The organism is Streptomyces sp. NPDC004051, from assembly GCF_053604275.1.
The window spans coordinates 229,662-244,479 of the sequence record NZ_JBSGHG010000004.1 but is presented as its reverse complement, the minus strand read 5'-3'; the positions used below and the strand labels follow the sequence as shown (position 1 = coordinate 244,479).

16 protein-coding genes and 2 pseudogenes are annotated in these 14,818 nt (G+C 70.3%); 8 read left to right on the top strand and 10 right to left on the bottom strand.

Annotation, left to right across the window (positions count from 1 at the left end; translation table 11 throughout):
• Position 1 precedes the first annotated feature (1 nt).
• The 3 genes and pseudogenes from ACWEQO_RS08105 to ACWEQO_RS08095 form a co-directional block, all read right to left on the bottom strand.
• Positions 2-187, bottom strand: a complete 186-nt coding sequence (locus ACWEQO_RS08105) for a DUF397 domain-containing protein (RefSeq protein ID WP_452980194.1) — start codon at positions 185-187, stop codon at positions 2-4.
• Positions 184-1,014, bottom strand: a pseudogene (locus ACWEQO_RS08100) (helix-turn-helix domain-containing protein); the annotation flags it as partial. The gene ACWEQO_RS08105 and the pseudogene ACWEQO_RS08100, both read right to left, overlap by 4 nt.
• A gap of 113 nt (positions 1,015-1,127) precedes the next feature.
• The gene (locus tag ACWEQO_RS08095) at positions 1,128-4,172 is read right to left on the bottom strand and encodes a CHAT domain-containing protein (RefSeq protein WP_452980191.1); all 3,045 of its coding nucleotides are present in this window, start codon (positions 4,170-4,172) and stop codon (positions 1,128-1,130) included.
• Positions 4,173-4,240: 68 nt separating this feature from the next.
• Between ACWEQO_RS08095 and ACWEQO_RS08090 the strand changes: the two genes are divergently transcribed.
• Complete coding sequence (locus ACWEQO_RS08090) at positions 4,241-4,591, top strand: hypothetical protein (protein WP_452980188.1); 351 nt, start codon at positions 4,241-4,243, stop codon at positions 4,589-4,591.
• Positions 4,588-5,067, top strand: coding sequence for a hypothetical protein (locus ACWEQO_RS08085; protein ID WP_381027556.1), 480 nt, complete (start codon positions 4,588-4,590; stop codon positions 5,065-5,067). The genes ACWEQO_RS08090 and ACWEQO_RS08085 overlap by 4 nt, the downstream gene beginning before the upstream one ends.
• Here ACWEQO_RS08085 and ACWEQO_RS08080 read toward each other — a convergent pair.
• On the bottom strand, positions 5,042-5,437 hold the full coding sequence (locus ACWEQO_RS08080) for a GNAT family N-acetyltransferase (RefSeq protein ID WP_452980185.1): 396 nt from the start codon (positions 5,435-5,437) through the stop codon (positions 5,042-5,044). The two genes, ACWEQO_RS08085 and ACWEQO_RS08080, sit on opposite strands and share 26 nt — an antisense overlap.
• 212 nt (positions 5,438-5,649) lie before the next feature.
• On the opposite strand from ACWEQO_RS08080, the pseudogene ACWEQO_RS08075 reads away from it, so the two are divergent.
• Both ACWEQO_RS08075 and ACWEQO_RS08070 read left to right on the top strand, forming a co-directional pair.
• Positions 5,650-5,769 (top strand): annotated as a pseudogene (locus ACWEQO_RS08075) (transposase); the annotation flags it as partial.
• Positions 5,743-6,141 carry a transposase gene (locus ACWEQO_RS08070; RefSeq protein WP_452980281.1) on the top strand — a complete coding sequence of 133 codons (399 nt, stop codon included), beginning with the start codon at positions 5,743-5,745 and terminating at the stop codon, positions 6,139-6,141. The pseudogene ACWEQO_RS08075 and the gene ACWEQO_RS08070, both read left to right, overlap by 27 nt.
• A 45-nt stretch (positions 6,142-6,186) precedes the next feature.
• On the opposite strand, the gene ACWEQO_RS08065 is transcribed toward ACWEQO_RS08070, so the two are convergent.
• The 5 genes from ACWEQO_RS08065 to ACWEQO_RS08045 all read right to left on the bottom strand — a co-directional run bounded on the left by ACWEQO_RS08065 (position 6,187) and on the right by ACWEQO_RS08045 (position 9,797).
• Positions 6,187-6,582 (bottom strand): contact-dependent growth inhibition system immunity protein, encoded by a 396-nt coding sequence (locus ACWEQO_RS08065; RefSeq protein ID WP_452980182.1) that lies wholly within the window; start codon positions 6,580-6,582, stop codon positions 6,187-6,189.
• 333 nt (positions 6,583-6,915) lie between these two features.
• Positions 6,916-8,049 carry an ATP-grasp peptide maturase system methyltransferase gene (tgmC, locus tag ACWEQO_RS08060; protein WP_452980179.1) on the bottom strand — a complete coding sequence of 378 codons (1,134 nt, stop codon included), beginning with the start codon at positions 8,047-8,049 and terminating at the stop codon, positions 6,916-6,918.
• On the bottom strand, positions 8,046-9,017 hold the full coding sequence (gene tgmB, locus ACWEQO_RS08055) for an ATP-grasp ribosomal peptide maturase (protein WP_452980176.1): 972 nt from the start codon (positions 9,015-9,017) through the stop codon (positions 8,046-8,048). Before tgmB ends, tgmC begins: the two co-directional genes overlap by 4 nt.
• Positions 9,014-9,265, bottom strand: coding sequence for a putative ATP-grasp-modified RiPP (tgmA, locus tag ACWEQO_RS08050; RefSeq protein ID WP_388285287.1), 252 nt, complete (start codon positions 9,263-9,265; stop codon positions 9,014-9,016). The genes tgmB and tgmA overlap by 4 nt, the downstream gene beginning before the upstream one ends.
• 232 nt (positions 9,266-9,497) lie before the next feature.
• Positions 9,498-9,797: an NIPSNAP family protein gene (locus tag ACWEQO_RS08045; RefSeq protein ID WP_452980172.1), complete on the bottom strand. Its 300-nt coding sequence runs from the start codon at positions 9,795-9,797 to the stop codon at positions 9,498-9,500.
• A gap of 193 nt (positions 9,798-9,990) precedes the next feature.
• Between ACWEQO_RS08045 and ACWEQO_RS08040 the strand changes: the two genes are divergently transcribed.
• The 4 genes from ACWEQO_RS08040 (at position 9,991) to ACWEQO_RS08025 (ending at position 11,732) form a co-directional block, all read left to right on the top strand.
• Complete coding sequence (locus ACWEQO_RS08040) at positions 9,991-10,425, top strand: ATP-binding protein (protein WP_452980169.1); 435 nt, start codon at positions 9,991-9,993, stop codon at positions 10,423-10,425.
• 88 nt (positions 10,426-10,513) lie between these two features.
• Positions 10,514-10,813, top strand: coding sequence for a hypothetical protein (locus ACWEQO_RS08035; protein ID WP_452980167.1), 300 nt, complete (start codon positions 10,514-10,516; stop codon positions 10,811-10,813).
• Positions 10,810-11,208, top strand: coding sequence for a PIN domain-containing protein (locus tag ACWEQO_RS08030; protein ID WP_452980164.1), 399 nt, complete (start codon positions 10,810-10,812; stop codon positions 11,206-11,208). Before ACWEQO_RS08035 ends, ACWEQO_RS08030 begins: the two co-directional genes overlap by 4 nt.
• A gap of 200 nt (positions 11,209-11,408) precedes the next feature.
• Entirely contained in the window at positions 11,409-11,732 is a 324-nt protein-coding gene (locus ACWEQO_RS08025) for a hypothetical protein (RefSeq protein ID WP_452980161.1), read from the top strand.
• Positions 11,733-11,962: 230 nt separating this feature from the next.
• Here the strand turns inward: ACWEQO_RS08025 and ACWEQO_RS08020 are convergent, their stop codons facing one another.
• Positions 11,963-14,182: a serine/threonine protein kinase gene (locus ACWEQO_RS08020; RefSeq protein ID WP_452980158.1), complete on the bottom strand. Its 2,220-nt coding sequence runs from the start codon at positions 14,180-14,182 to the stop codon at positions 11,963-11,965.
• Between the last annotated feature and the right edge of the window lie 636 nt (positions 14,183-14,818).

Here is a 14,818-nt window from a genome sequence, read left to right as displayed (position 1 = left end):
ATCAGATGCGACCGAGGAACGTCACGAACTTCGTCCAGCCATCCCGTCCCACGGTGAAGGGTCGACGCGTCACGTCCTTGGAGTCCCTTACATAAATGGCCTGTTCAGTGACGGCGACCTCGATGCAGCTGTCACCTTGTGCACTGCTGTAGCTGGACTTGAACCAGTTAAGTTCAGGCGTGCTCATAGCGCTCCTCGCATCCGCTCCAGCAGGCCCCTGGAGTCCTTCGGGGTGAGGGCCTGTGAGCGCAGTCTCGCATAGCGCATGTGGAGCCTGCTGACCTGTTTCGGGTCAGCAATCAAGCGACCGCTCTCCTGCCCTTCCGCATACCCACGCCAGCTACCGTCCGGGGTTTCCAACAGTTGGATCGGTCCAGCCATGCAAGCGTGATACTCACTGTCCGCCGGCATGACCTGAAGTGTGACGTTCCTGGGCGCGACGAGCTCCAGCACGTAGTCGATCAGCTCACGCGTCACCTCGGTACCACCGAGACGTCGCATGAACACGGACTCTTCCACGATGAAGTCGAACGCCGTGTTGGGCCGCTCCTTGAGCAGGCGTTGGCGCTCCAAGCGCGCCTGCACCGTAGCTTCCAAGTCATCGTCGGCCATGGGCGGGATGTCATTTTCGCAAAGAGCCCGCATGTAGCCCTCCGACTGCAACAACCCGGGAATCAGTCGGCACTCGTATGTGCACAGGCTCACCGCCACCCGCTCCAGCCTCGCCCACCGCCGGAACCAGGCCGCCAACCCCGCCTCCCCCCGCGTCAGAAAACGCGCCGAGTGCCGCAGCGCCCCCGTGTTCCCCAACGCCTCCTCCGCCCGCTCGACGAACGACGCGTCCGGCATCCGCCGCCCCAACTCCACCGACTCCACCGTGTGCTTGGAGAACCGCACCAGCTCCCCGAACTGCGCCCGGCTCAGCCCCGCGTGCTCGCGCAGCGCCTGGACGACGGCCCCGAACGTCCGCAGACTGTCCGACGGATCCGGCTCCCGCTCGCACTCTCCGCCCGGCGTCGTCGGTTCCGCGTGCCGGGCTGACGCCGCCCCCGGCGGGGGTCGATCAGTCGCTCATGGCCGCAGGCTTCTGGCCCGCGACGAACCACCTGACCGACCCGCAGTCTCGCTTACGGGCCGTCGTGGACGAAGGGGACCCAGAGCGTCGGGTCGGTGGGGTGCCGGGCGCGGAGTTCACCGACGGCGCGGTGGAGGGCCCGGGCGGCGTCGGCGGAGGTCGGACCGTCCGGGCCGGCGAGATGGCGGTAGAAGGCGGCGGCCACCTGGGGTGCGGCCTGGTCGTTAATAGACCACAGGGTCGCCACGACGTGCCGGAATCCCGCGATGCGCAGTGCGGCGGCGGTGTGCACGGCCTCGTCCGGGAGCTGCCCGGCGCCCAGACGGGTGTGGCAGGCGGACAGGAACGCGAGGTCAGCCGTGTCGAGTCGCAGGTCCGCGATGTCGAGGAGGTTGAGGTCGCCATCCCACAGGCAGAGGCCCGAGCCGGCGGGTGCCGCCATGTCGAGCCAGCCGTGGCAGGCGAAGTGCGCCCAGGCATGCGCGGGCAGCTGTCGCCGTACCGCCGCCGAAGTGGCCGCGTCCTCGGCAAGAACCGTCAGCCGGCGGCGGCCAAGGATCTCGTCGAGCGCCCGGAGTTCCGTCGCCACTCCGGGCAGCACGGCGTGGCCGCGTTCGGTGTCGGTCAGCGCGACCGCCAGCAGCGTGGGATCCGCGGGCGCGGGCCGCCGCCGGGCGTCGACGAGGGCGGACAGCGTGGTGGTGTACGAGGACACAGCCGCGTACGGCAGGCCGACCGGTTCGGTGCGGTCGTGGGCGCCGCGCGGGTAGCGTCCGGCGGCATGCAGCGGCAGAACGGTGAGGGACGCCGTGGGGCACCACCACAGCCGGGGCGGGGTCGTCGACTCGGGCGGCCAGGTCAGCCGGTCGAGGACCGGCCGGGCGATGTGTTTCCACAGCCACTCCAGCGTGTCGTGCACGGTATGCCGGGCACGTTCGCGTGTCAGGCTTGTCGCGCCCGGCTCCGTCGCGGCCGCCAGGTGGCTCAGGTAGGTGTTGGCGACCGCGTCGATGCCCGGTACGTTCACGTCGGGCAGTTCCACGACGTCGATCCCTCCGCCCGGTAGCACGAGGATCGCGTCGCAGCGGATGGTGCTGATGTTGACGATGACGACGGGCCCTTCCGCCGCGGCGGGAGCGAGCTCGCCGAACGTGGCCGGGCCGAGGAACCTGGCGAACCCGGGCAGCTCCCTTACCTCGCACACCAGTTGCTGCCAGTGCCGGGCCAGCCGCAGACGTTCTTCCTGGTCGAGTCCGCCGTCCTCGTTGAGCGCTGCGCGGACCTGCTCCAGCTCGGCGGCGCGAGCGGGGTCGTAGGCGGCGAGGGCGGCGAGGTCCGCGCGCAGGTGCAGGGTCGAGCCCCACAGCACCGACCGCCCCTGTTCGAGCAGTTCCACCGCCAGCTCGGGCTGCCCGGTGGCGATCGCCAGGGCCGCCGCCTCGCGCGGCATCGCCTTGCCGTCCTGGATGCTCTGCACTTGGTCGTCCCGGTCCAGGCCCGCCCAGCCGAACTCGCGCAGCAGCGCGACCGCGGTGCAGGCCGCCACCAGGGCGTTGGCCCGGTCGTTGGCTTCCAGCGCGGTCCCGGCCCAGCATTGCGCCGCGAACAGCCGCTCCTGGACGGGGGAGCCCGTCGCTTCCGTCGCGGCCCGGAAAGCTGCCACAGCTGCCCGGCGGTCCGATTCGTCCTCGTCGCGGAGGAACCGGTTGATCAGCGCTGCGGCTTGGCCCGTCTTCACCTCGGCATAGACGACGTCCGTCTCGTCACACGCCGCGGCGGCCGCCGTGAAGGCGGCCAGCATCTCGCCTTCGCGGACGACGACCCCGTGCTCGTCGGCGCCCAGCAGCAGCTTGCCCAGCACCCGGTTCGCATCGACCGCCAGCCTGCCGCCGGTCGCCAGAGCAGCCGCCTGTCGCGCCACCTCGACAGCCTCGCTCCGCCGCCCGGCGGAATTGAGTTCTTGGGCCAGCAGCACTGCGACGAACGGCCGCTCCACATGGGCCGGCGGCAGGGCGTCCAGCGCGCGACGGGCCGCGTCCACGGCGGCCTCGCCGTGAACGGCGGCTATCTCCTGCAGCAGTCTCTGCGGGTGGCCCGCCGGCACGCCCCGCAGAGCCTTCTGCAGGTGTTCCCCGACCGCCTCGGCGCCCCGCCTGTCCGTGGCCCGTCCGGTCATACCGGCCCGCGCATGCAACGCCGCTATGAGCGTTGTCGCCGCCTCGGAGACATGCATGGGGTCATCCGCTTCCCTTGCCGCGAGCAACACCTCGACCGCGGAGTTCAGATCGTCCAGTGAACCGCGCCGTGTGCCGCGGGTGATCAGTGCGGCTGCCAGGTTGTTCCGTGACACCACGTCGAGGTTGGCGGAGGTGGTGCGTCCGACCGCCGCCCGGCCCAGGTCGACGGCCTCCTCCAGGAGCGGGGCCTCGTCGGCGTTCCGGGCCAGGGACAGCAGCGCCCCGCAGAGGCTGGACTCCAGTGCCGCCCGGTCCTCCGGGGCGCCGCCGGGCTGTGTCAGGGCCGGTCTGCCGATTGCCTCTACGGCAGTGCGGAGCGGGTCCGCGTCTCCGGTGGCCCGGTACCGCTCGTGCTCCAGGGCGATCAGGAGCTGAGTGGCCCTCAGCCGTGCGTAGTGACCGGTCGGCAGGACGTTCAGTGCCTCGTGGGCGACGCCGAGCGCCTCGGCCAGGTCCGCGGTCCGTCCCCGGTGGTCGTACCGGTCTCTCAGCACGTCACGCAGTGAGGCCAACATGAGGGCACGGGCGGGGAGGTCGGACGGCGCCGACCGCACGCTCTCCCGGTTGAGGGTGACCGCCCGGTCCAGCAGGTCGACGTCGCCTGTGGCCGTGAACTCGCGGTACGAGCGCGCCGCGGCCGCGAAGAGCACCACCGGCTCGGTCATCGGCTGCCAGACGAAGAAGGGCTCGCCCGGCTCGCCCGCAGTGTGGACCAGCCGGTAGATCTGGTTGGCTGCCTCCGGATGCCCGGTGGCATGCGCGCGGGAGAACCAGTAGAACGCCTCCGCGTACTGCTGCCGTCCCAACGCGCGCACGCCGCTCCGGTGGAAACCGCCGTACTCCCCCTCGTCGACCGGCATGGCCCCCTCGCCGCAGCAGATGGTTCGATGCGGCCCCAGCGTAGGCCGCCGCTCACTACAGTGATGCCATGTTCGAAGCAGCCGCCCTCGACTACCTGCCCACCACCGACTACAGGTGGACCGAACGCGCCTTTGAACTCCTGGGGACGCGCGAACTCACCGTCACCCCGTACGCAGGGGGCGGCGCGCCCTGCTTCGTGGTCTCCGGTCGGTGCCCCCGCTGTGACCACCACCTGGTGGACCGTCAGGTGACCACTGCGCTCGCCGGCCTGTCCGGGCCCAGCCGCGGTGAGGACGGCGAGCAGCCGGCCGTCGTGATGCTGGATGTGACCTGCGGCTGCGGCAGCGAGCACGGGAACGCCCCGGCGGGGGCGATCGGTTGCGGGGTCAGCTTCCGGATTGAAGTGGTCGCCGGATGAACCTGGTGCCCCGCCTGCCGGCGCGGCCGCCCACCGAGAACGATCTGGCGGAGCGCGACCGGTTCCAGGCGTTGGTGCGCGAGTCGCTGCCGAGCGTGCGGGCCAGCGCGGAGGCATGGCGCAACGGCCTGGCGGCCTTTGTAACCCTGGTCAGCGCCGCGGTCGTGATCAAGGGCCGGACCACCACAGCCGACCTTCCACCGCTGTGGCGGCTGGCCGTCACCGTGATGATCGGCGGCGGTCTCGCCCTCGCCGTGACGGGCCTGTGGCACGCCCTGGCCGCGCAGTCCGGGACGAAGCCGCTGGCGGTCACGCTGGCTGACATCCACCGCGAGTACGGTTCGGTGGACGGCTTCGAGCTCGCCACCGCGATCCGGGCTGCGCGCCGGCTGACGCTCGCCCGCCGCGCCGTCGCGCTGGCGCTGGCCTGCCTGTTCATCGGAACAGCCCTCACCTGGTGGGCACCCGGAGCGTAACCGGTGAACCGCGGGTGACGCACGGCCCGGACACTCCTGCGGCAGCCTGCCGACGGCCGACGGCAGGCTGCTGAGGATCTCCGTGGACGGGCAAGGACACGCCGCTGGAGATCCCGCTCGCCGCCGCCGTCACCGGCACGACGACCACCGCCGACTGCAACTGACCCGGCCACCAGGTCGCGGCGGACGAAGTTCGGGCGCGCCGGCTGCTGGACGGCGAGGTCCATGCCATGCGTGAACCGGCGATCTCCGGCAGGGCGAGATCGCCGAAGCCGAACTTCAGCACAGCCCGGGCCGCCTCCGTCACGTACCCGTGTCCCCAGGCGCTGCGGGCCAGCCGCTGGTCGATCTCGACGCTGGCGAACGGCATCTCCACGTCCACCGGATCCGGCCCGGCTGCGCACGTCGTGTTGTGCTACGGAGCGGCAGCCGATCCTTCGGCGGTCGGACATCGCATGGACCTCTGAGGAAGGAGCAGACCCGCGAGGACCTGGACGCGAGCTCGCTCAACAGACGGGAGGCTGGGAAATTTCGTGACCGCGGGCCTGGGGAATTACGTGACCGTCCACACGGGAGAAGCACCCACGGCGGCGGATCGTGGATGCGATCTTCTACGTGGTATGGACCGGGTGCGCCTGGCACTGGCCGCCGAAGGACTTCCCGCCCTGGCCCACTGTGTACGGAGACTTCACCTGGTGGCATGACGACGGCGCGAAGCGTTCGTTGCTGTGGACCCGTCTGGACCATCCGGGCGTGCAGAAGATCTGGGCGGACCGGGGCTTCGCCGGCCGCCTCGTGGAGTGGCCACGCACAATCCCCGGCCGCGAGCTGGAGATCGTGCGCAAGGCCCCGGGCCGGCGCGGATTCCAGGTCCAGCCCAAGCGATGGGCGATCGAGCGCACCTTCTCCTGGCTCATCGCCCACCGCCGCCTCGCGCGGGACTTACGAGACCAGCCCGGCCCGCTCCGAGACCATGATCCGCTGGGCAATGATCGGCATCATGGGCCGCCGACTCCCCGCGGCCGACCGGCGACGCGGCCGGGCCCGCGCTTGCTCCGGCGAGACGTTCCATAGATACGCCGGCCTTCCCTTCCATGGGAAACGTCCTGCGTCAGTGCTCTAGGGAGCCAGGAACCGCTCGACCTTCCGTTGCAGGTCAGGCGGCAGGTCGGTCAACTCCGAGACGATCGCGCGAAGCTCTCGGCCGAGTCCGGAAGACTCGGTCCAGACCACTGGGTTCCTGGTGAGGACCGCGGACAGCAGATCACCTTCGTACATGTGCCCCTCTGCCATCGGGTTCTCCCGCAGCACCTCCAGTGCCAGTGGCAGGAGATGGGGCAGTCCTACGTCCTGCCCGATCAACAAGCGCATGTCCTCGACGGTCAGCTCGCCGATCGGCCGACGCCGCAAGGCGTGTGCGGTAGCGACAAGACGGGTGGCGTCGGCTGACGGGTCCGGCCAGCGGTCGCGGTCAAGCTCTTCAAGGGAGCGGTCACGATTCAGGGGTCGCGTCACCGATCGATTGTCCTATGGCGAGATCTCAAACGCGGTCTGAGCCTGGGCGGTGGGAGGCATGGATCACCTGCGCAGCACACTGCGGGCCGCTGACAGAGGCGAGGCCGGCGCTCTCTTGGAGAGTGCCGGCCTGGGGCGGTCTCACGCGGCAACGTGATCACGCTGGGTTCCTGATCGCCTTGGTGGAGCCCGCAACTCTCAGAACGCCAGAGTGGCCGGAACAAATTCGCACAGCCCGCCGAACGTGCCCGTACGCTGACGCAGCGTACGGGGTGAGCGGACCCAGAGGGCGTGCCACACGTTCTTCCAGGGCGAGGCTCGCTACGGGCCTTCTCAGGTCGGCAGTCGCCAGCGAGGGCCCTCCGGATCGCCCAGCCAGACGACCTGGTCCCACTCGGTGACCGTCATACCGAACGCGGACTGGTCGGGCGAGCCCGCTTTCTGCCAGACGTCGAGCGCGTCCTCGACCTGGTCCCACAGTCGCAGGGGTCCGTCCTGGTGCACCGTCCAGCCGTCGCCGTCACGCTCGGTCCATGCCTGCGATCCGGTTGCAGCGTCGACCAGGGCGAGGCCGTCCCCCGTGCGAACCAACTCGGCGGATGGCGCGCCGAGTTGCGCGACGAACAGCCCGGTCCAGTCGTCCAGCAGGCCCGGGCTCACCCACGAGTCCCGCGTGCTGCCCGGATGGGTGTAGAACGTGGGGCGAGGCGGCCGTTCGTGCGGCCGGGCGAGCATGTACGACACCGGGTCGGCGGCGAAACGGCCGTGCGCGACGCCCTCCTCATCGAGGACGAGCCGGATCAGGCCCGAGCCCAGCATCCAGCCGCTGATCGTCGTGGTGATGCTGCCTCCGTCACGGAGCTGCCACAGCCACGAGGGCGGGATGGTGCGCACGGCGCACGTCGCGATCACCGCGTCGTACTCCGCGCCGTCCTGGTGCCCGCGCAGGCCGTCACCGACGACGAGGTGCGGGGAGCAGCCGGCGGCTCGGAGGTGTTGTGCGGCAGCGGCTGCCACCTCCTCGTCGTACTCGACGGAGTACACCGTCTCATCCCCGAGCCGGTGACAGAGCACGGCGGTGGAGTAGCCCGTGCCCGTGCCGATCTCGAGGACCCTGTCACCGTCTTGGACATCGGCGAGTTCGAGCATCCGCACGACGAGCGACGGCAGGGTGCTGGAGGAGGTCGGCCGCCCCGACACGGGGCCCGCGGCTTCCTGGGCGCTGATGCCGTCGACCTGCGTCACCCAGGTGGTGTCCGAGTAGACCGTCCGGAGCCACTCGTCGTCACCGAGTCGCTCACGGCGTACGGGCTCCCACCGGGCGCCGTCGGAACGGAACACGGCACCTCCCAGGAACAGCTCGCGGGGCACGGCCTCGACGGCGGCGCGCCATGCCGGATCGGTGAGCAGGCCCTGTGCGGCGAGTTCGCCGGCGAGGCTCTGGCGGATGATCGTGCTGCTGGTCATCGGCGGTCCCGGCGGTCGGAGTACTGGAGTCGGTCGGCGAGGGCTGCGGTGATCCGGTCGGTGACGGGATCGGGGAACCATGCGAACTGCCCGTTCGGATTGCACTCGTACCAGTGCCACCGTCCGGCGGCGTCGAGCCCGAAGTCGAAGGCGCCGTAAGCCAGGCCGAACGCGTCGAGGTACTGGTGGACGCCCTTCGCCACGTCGGGCGGTGTGTCGATGAGGGTGTAGTGGAGGTCGTCATAGTGCCGACGCCAGTCCAGGCCCGGAGACCCGTCGATCCGCACGGCGAACAGCCGGTTCCCCACTGCGGTGAGCCGTACGTCCGCGACCTTGTCCACGCGGCTCTGGAACAGGTGCATCGTGTGGCCGATCCCGGCGTCGAGGTCCGCCGTGGCGACTTCTTCGACCCACACCGTCAGGCCTTGGCCGTCTCGATCGGTGTAGTCACTGTTGCACAGCGGCTTGTAGACGGCCGGGCCATGATCACGGATGAACCGCCGCGCCCGCTCGGCGTCGTTGGTGAGGAGCGTCGGCGGTACGCGCAGCCCGCACCGCGCCGCGGTCGTGAGCTGGGCCGGCTTGTACTCGGCGGCCCGGTTGCACCACGGGTGGTTGACGTAGTGCGCTCCCGGCAGAGACGTCAGGATTCCCCCGAAGCCATGGCGTGCCTGCTGGGCGCACCAGTCGGCATCCGGTCCGTTCAGCCCCTCGGACGCGGAGTAGGGGCGCGGACGGCGCCAGTACACGGACCGGACCGCGTCCAGCGCCACGGCCCGGGTCTCCGTCCGCACCTCACCGGTAAGCCACGAACTCTCCACGCGCGCTGACATGGTGACCGTCTGCGGGAAGTCGCCCGGGTCGAGTCGGACCACCGGCACCGAGCGCCTGTTCAACTCCTCGATGACGACGTCCGCCGTCGCGTCGTCCAGCCGTGTGACGACGAGAACCGGTGATGCCCCGCTCAATCGCTGTCTCCCTGCTGGTCGCTTCCCTCGTCCTTGTTGCCGTCCATGGACGTCTTCGTCTTGGTCTCCTTGCAGGTCTCACTGCGCTTGTGCCGGTCCAGCTCCGGAACGTCCAGGCCGTCGGGCCCGACCCACCGCCCGACCTGACGGTCCGCATCGAGCACGACCGTCGCTGCGGTCAGTACGGCCGTTGCGGGAAACGGCTTCATCCGGGTCAGGCCCCACGGCCTCGTGGTCGGCGTCGTCATCGGGCACCTCTTTCTCGTCGACACTGCGGCGACCGCACCGGACACAGTCGCGCACCTCCGGCCCCGGCACTCGGAACCACCTTCAGGTGCATGCGGGGCCCTGCCCTGTGATCGCCGGCACCCAGCGTGGCCGACGCGGATCCGAGCCGTCCACCGAACGTGCCCGTACGCTGACACGGCGTACGGGCCGCGCTCCCGGAAGGGGTTCGCCGGCCGCCGGGTCCGACAGGGGTCAGTAGCGTCGCTCGACCGTACGGTCCTCGGTGCGCACGAGGTAGTCGTCCGGGTCGAGGCCCATCGCCTCGCGCTCGGGCGACGCCCAGTACAGCGCGTTGCGCTCCGCGAAGGTCTCCGGACCCTCGTAGGAGATCAACCAGACGAACTGGTTGCGCTCCCGGTCCGTCCAGGCCCCTCCGATCTCGAAGCCCAACTCCAGCCGCAACGGCACGATGTCGCTGCGCCACCGCTCGACCCACTCGTCGAGCAGCCCGTCGCGGACGGTGTACGTACGCAGTTGTGTGGTGCCGCCCATCTCGTGCACTCTCCTGTCGAGCCGGGGCGACCGGCGGGCACGGGCGCGTGTTGCCCGGGCGGGCAGCGGTCGCCGATCCGTACTCAAAGTGACACCCCATCCGCACGTCGCCCACAGAATGCTCCCGTACGGTCACGCTGCGTACGGGCCGCACCTCTGGAACGTGCCCCCGCGCACCCGCCACCGTGGTCCCATGAGCACAACCATCCCCCAGCTCCCCGCCGCCGCACGGTCGTTCACGCAGCAGTTGTCGTCCACCCGCCGCGGTGCCCGCCTCGCCCGACTGCTCGCCTACGAGCAGTTGCGTACCTGGCAGACGTCACCCGGCGTCACCGACCGCGCGGAGCAGATCGTCGCGGAGCTCGCCGCCAACGCGGCGCTGCACGGCCGGGTCCGGGGCCGCGACTTCCGCCTCACTCTCACCCACGATCCGGCCGCCGGCGTCCTGCGCATCGCGGTCACCGACGCTCGCGGGGACCGGCTCCCCTCCCCCGTGACGGACGTCGTCACACCGCCGGACGACGAGTCGGGCCGCGGCCTGCTCATCGTCGCCGCCCTAGCCGACCGCTGGGGCACTGAGTCGTATCCACCCGGCGGCAAGACCGTGTGGGCCGAGTGCGCGTGCTGAGCGCCGTCATGTTCACCGATGTACTCGATGGGGTGAGGCGCCGTCGTTCGGGTCTCCCCTCAGGAACGCGAGCAGTATGGTCGACGGTATGGCAACCAAGAAGTACACCGTCACGCTCCCCGAGGAGCTGGCCGAGGCCATCCGGGCAGAGGTGGGCCCCGGTGGGTTCAGCCGCTATGTCACGCAGGCCATAGAGCGGCGGCGGGAGCAGGACCGGCTCGGCGAACTCGTCGACTGGCTGGAGACGGAATACGGCCCTGTCACCGAGGAGGAACTGGCCGCAGCCGAGGCCGAACGCAAGGAGATCGAGCACGCCCATGCGGAGAGGGCTCGTGCGGAGCGTGTCACCGAGCAGCAGCAGGCCGGGCAGGAGCGGCACGTCGCGTGAAGAACCGCATCGTCTATCTGCTCGACTCCGAGGGCCTGTCCCAGACCGTGCGGGGGGCCACCGCGATGAAGGGGCGCCTCAAAACGGCCCACCTCTCCGGCATCCGCGTGATGACCACGTCCATGACCTTGATCGAGGCGTACGACGTGCGGACCTACCTTCCGGCCTGGCACTGGGCGCTGTCCCGGATCTACGTCGAGCCGGTGACCGAGGAGATCGCCAAGGACGCCGTCGAGCTCCTCAAGGAAGCCGGCCTCCACGGCCACAAGTACGCCATCGACGCGGCCCTGGCCGCCGTCGCCCTGCGGCAGCCGGGGCCGGTCACGGTCTTCACCTCCGACGAGGACGACCTGCGCAAGCTGTGCGGGGACCGTGTGGTCGTCATGGGCCTGTGACCGGCCTGTCCGCCGCTTCCACCCCCGAGGGGACGAAAGCGGCGAGCAGGGCACGGGCCGCTGAGCTCCGTATCCGGCGCGACATCACACGTCGAGCGCCACGCCTGCCGTGGCAGCGGTTCCAGGCGTCGAAGAGCTGGGCCACCACGTGGCAGTGTGATGACGCCCGCGCGTGGATTCAGGGCGAGAATCCGGTCGAGGTGGAGTTCACCCTGTGGTTCCAGGAGGTCGAGGACGACAGGCCGGACCCGGACGCCTACCTGGACGACCTCTATGCCATCGCCGTCGCGAAGATCCCGGAGGTCGCGGCACAGCTCCGGTCCGGAGTCCTCGGGGAGCGACTGGAGGAACCGGAGGGCGAGGTCACGGACGCGGACTCCTACATCGAGCACCGTGCATGGATGGTCACCGGCAAAGAACTCCTCGTGGGCGTGAAACAGGACGACACCGATACTCCGGTGCAACTCGTCGTGGTGCTTCGTGAGCCCGGTGCGGATGATGAGGCGTACGACGACTGGTTGTGATACGGGCGCGCGGTCCGGGGACCGGGCCAGCGAGGTGTGACAGGCGGAGCGGGACGGCGGCCGGGGTCCTCTCCGGCGGGCGGAGAAGCGACGCGGGACGCGCCTCGGTGAACTCCCGGACCCCCACCGACGCAAGCCTTCGCGCCTGGGCCCGGGGCGGCGCGGCACCGGGTGCAGCCCGGAGACGCCCGGTAACGGGAGACTGCGGACCGGCAACCTCGTCCTTGCCCTCAGTAGGCCGGCAGGCGCGGGTTGCCCACGGCTCCGGGGAGGTCGCACCACGGGCGCAGTTCCTTGTACGCCTTGGCCTGGTCGTAGTAGAGGTTGGCTCCGTATCCGCTGTGCGCCTCGGCAAGGGCGACGCACGCGGCCTCGCTCTCGGTGTCCACCGTCCCCGGGTCCAGTTGCTCGGCCCCGTTCACCGCGGCCTCCCGGCAGTTGGCGAGACTGCCGTGGTCGTCCGCCGTCTCACCGCTCCTTGCGGCCTGGTCCAGGGCCACGACGGCGTCCGCGCAGTCGCGCGGCATCTTCGTCGCCTCGAAGCCGATCCCCTCGGTCAGTTCGTCCACTGCCGCGTCGGTGGACTTGTCGTGCTTGCCGTAGGTGTAGAGGAGGTACTTGCTGTACGGCAGCCACCACACGCGGTGGCTGTTCCTGCGGGAGCCGTCGTAGTCGGGGAGCACGTCGGTGCCGATGGTCCAGTGCATGGCCTTCTTGCCGCCGATGCCGGCCAGTGCCCGCTCCTTCACCGAGATCACCGACTCCTCGGTGGAGCTGAAGCCGTCCTCGCTCTCGGTGGACCACATGGGGCCGGAGTCGAGCTGGCCCTCGCGGATCTGGTCGAGGGTCAGGGCCGGGGAGTAGAGGATGCGTACGCCGGTATCGGGGTCGTCCTGCAGGGAGAAGTCGACCCTGGTCGCGACGGTCGGTCCCGAGGGCCAGCCGTATCCGGGGTCCGCCTCTTCGTCGCTCGACTGGAGCATCAGCTCCGAGTCGGCGGGAACGGTGATGCGCAGGCCGCCGAAGACGTCCACCGGCACAGGTTCCTGCTCCTCTTCTGCAGTGGCCTCCTGCGCGCTCGGCGCCTCGTCCGCGGCGGGAGTCGCGGTGGTCGCGTCCGGGCTCGGTGCCGTCCGTTCCGGCTCGGCCGTCGTGTCGGTGACAGTGTTCCGGTCGGCGGCTCCCGTCCCGGTGTCGCCGGCGGTCACGACGGCCGTTAGGCCCCCGACGGTGAAACTCACGACCGCGGCGGCCAGCACATAGAGGAACCGCCGTCGTGTACGGCGCCTGACGGGTGAGGGCCCAGCAGGAAACGCCACGGGGGCCGAAAGCGGTGCGGGAACCGGTGAGTGGAGGGGAGCCGGGGGAACCGGCGGTCCGGTCCGCGCGGTCACCGGCGGCGTCGGTTCTCCGAACACCTCCGAACGGGCCGAAGGCGAAGGTCCCGGGGACACCGGCGGAACAGCGGGGGCGTCACCCGCGGGCCCTCCGTCGGCAGGCGCCTCCTCGACGGGATGCCCGGCGGGCAGGGGGACGTTCCATCGCTCGCGGTCCAGGGGCACGGTGACACCGGTGCCGATGTCGACGCCGGTCTGCCCCGGGGTGCGGGCGAGGGATCGCGTGTAGGCGATGGTCGGGAAGACCGCGGTGCCCGTCGGCCCGTACACGGCGGCCGTCCGCTCGGCGACCTCCGCCGCGCTCGGGCGCCGTCCGGGCTCCTTGTGCAGGGCTTCGCGCACGAGGGGCAGCAGGGCGTCGGGCACACCCCTGAGCGAGGGCTTGGCGCTGACGATGCGGTGTGTGATGCCCGTGGGCGCCCCGAAGGGGTGGGAGGCAGCTGCGGCATAGGCGACGAGCAGGCCCCAGGTGAAGATGTCGCAGGCCGGGAGGGTGGTGCCGTCGGTGAGCTGCTCCGGCGCCATCCAGCCGGGGGTGCCGGTCATCACCGAGGTCGCGGTGATCGCGGTGGCGTCCAGGTGGTGGGCGATGCCGAAGTCCACGACGCGCGGTCCGTCGGCGGCGAGGAGCACGTTCGTCGGCTTCAGGTCGCGGTGGGCGACCCCCGCGTCATGGATGCAGGCCAGGGCGTGGGCGACGGCCGCCGCGAAGGTCAGCAGGTTGTCCGGGCTCATGGCCCCGGTGTCCCGGACGTGCTGGTGCAGGGTGTTGCCGTGGACGTAGGCGGTCGCCAGCCAGGGCAGGGGGGCATCGGGGTCGGCGTCGACCAGCGGGACGAGATAGGGGCCCGTGACCTTGCGGAGCGTGGTGGTCTCGCGCCGGAAGCGGGCCCGGTGGGCGGGGTCGGCGGCGAAGTCCTGGTGCAGGACCTTGACGGCGAGGGAGAGTCCGCTCTCGGGGTCGGTCGCGTAGTAGACCGTGCCCATGCCGCCGGTTCCGAGGTGACGGGTCGGCCGGTAAGGGCCGATGCGGGCAGGGAGGTTCACCGGCACGGTGCCCCTCCTCGCGCTGCGGAAGCCTGTCCGGCGGACAGCGCCTGCTCACGCGGATCGCACTGATGAATCATGTACCCCCCTGTTGTTCAACGCCCTCACGGCCACCGAGCGATCCGGCGCGGGCGGCCTGTGGCCCGTCCGTACGGGCAGGCCTCAGCAGCTCGACGAAGCCCCCTGATCGGCGGAGACACTTGATGCCGAACTACCGAGAGTCGACAAAGAGTCAGTCGCACGTTGTCGTATGCACCGTTCCACCGGATGTCTGACACCGTCGTTCACACTCGGTGACACGCACCCGCGATAGTACACACACCTAGAAGCAAGTTACACGTTGGCCCGTTGACATCGCTAACGTACATGCGTCACCATCTGATCGGCAACAGCGTGAGGGGTCAACAGCACCAGCCCCCACCTACCGTCGCCACTCAATGAGCGCCTCCTCTATCACAACAACCTGCGTAACTGTCTTGCGCCACGCCGCCGGCACCATGTGATCGTCGTCTACTATTGCCCGACCAGTGAAGGAGACGTGAAAATCTCCGTCACTTCGTTTGCGCGGCAGGGGAGTACGTGGCACGCCACCGCCCCCTCCCCGTCGCGCTCCGATCTGCACAAAGTCCCGGCTTCACCGGG

Coding starts and splice junctions, on each gene's coding strand:
- ACWEQO_RS08105 (WP_452980194.1), bottom strand. CDS start 187: ATGAGCACGCCTGAACTTAACTGGTTCAAGTCCAGCTACAGCAGTGCA.
- ACWEQO_RS08095 (WP_452980191.1), bottom strand. CDS start 4,172: ATGCCGGTCGACGAGGGGGAGTACGGCGGTTTCCACCGGAGCGGCGTG.
- ACWEQO_RS08090 (WP_452980188.1), top strand. CDS start 4,241: ATGTTCGAAGCAGCCGCCCTCGACTACCTGCCCACCACCGACTACAGG.
- ACWEQO_RS08085 (WP_381027556.1), top strand. CDS start 4,588: ATGAACCTGGTGCCCCGCCTGCCGGCGCGGCCGCCCACCGAGAACGAT.
- ACWEQO_RS08080 (WP_452980185.1), bottom strand. CDS start 5,437: ATGCCGTTCGCCAGCGTCGAGATCGACCAGCGGCTGGCCCGCAGCGCC.
- tgmC (WP_452980179.1), bottom strand. CDS start 8,049: ATGACCAGCAGCACGATCATCCGCCAGAGCCTCGCCGGCGAACTCGCC.
- tgmA (WP_388285287.1), bottom strand. CDS start 9,265: ATGACGACGCCGACCACGAGGCCGTGGGGCCTGACCCGGATGAAGCCG.
- ACWEQO_RS08045 (WP_452980172.1), bottom strand. CDS start 9,797: ATGGGCGGCACCACACAACTGCGTACGTACACCGTCCGCGACGGGCTG.
- ACWEQO_RS08040 (WP_452980169.1), top strand. CDS start 9,991: ATGAGCACAACCATCCCCCAGCTCCCCGCCGCCGCACGGTCGTTCACG.
- ACWEQO_RS08035 (WP_452980167.1), top strand. CDS start 10,514: ATGGCAACCAAGAAGTACACCGTCACGCTCCCCGAGGAGCTGGCCGAG.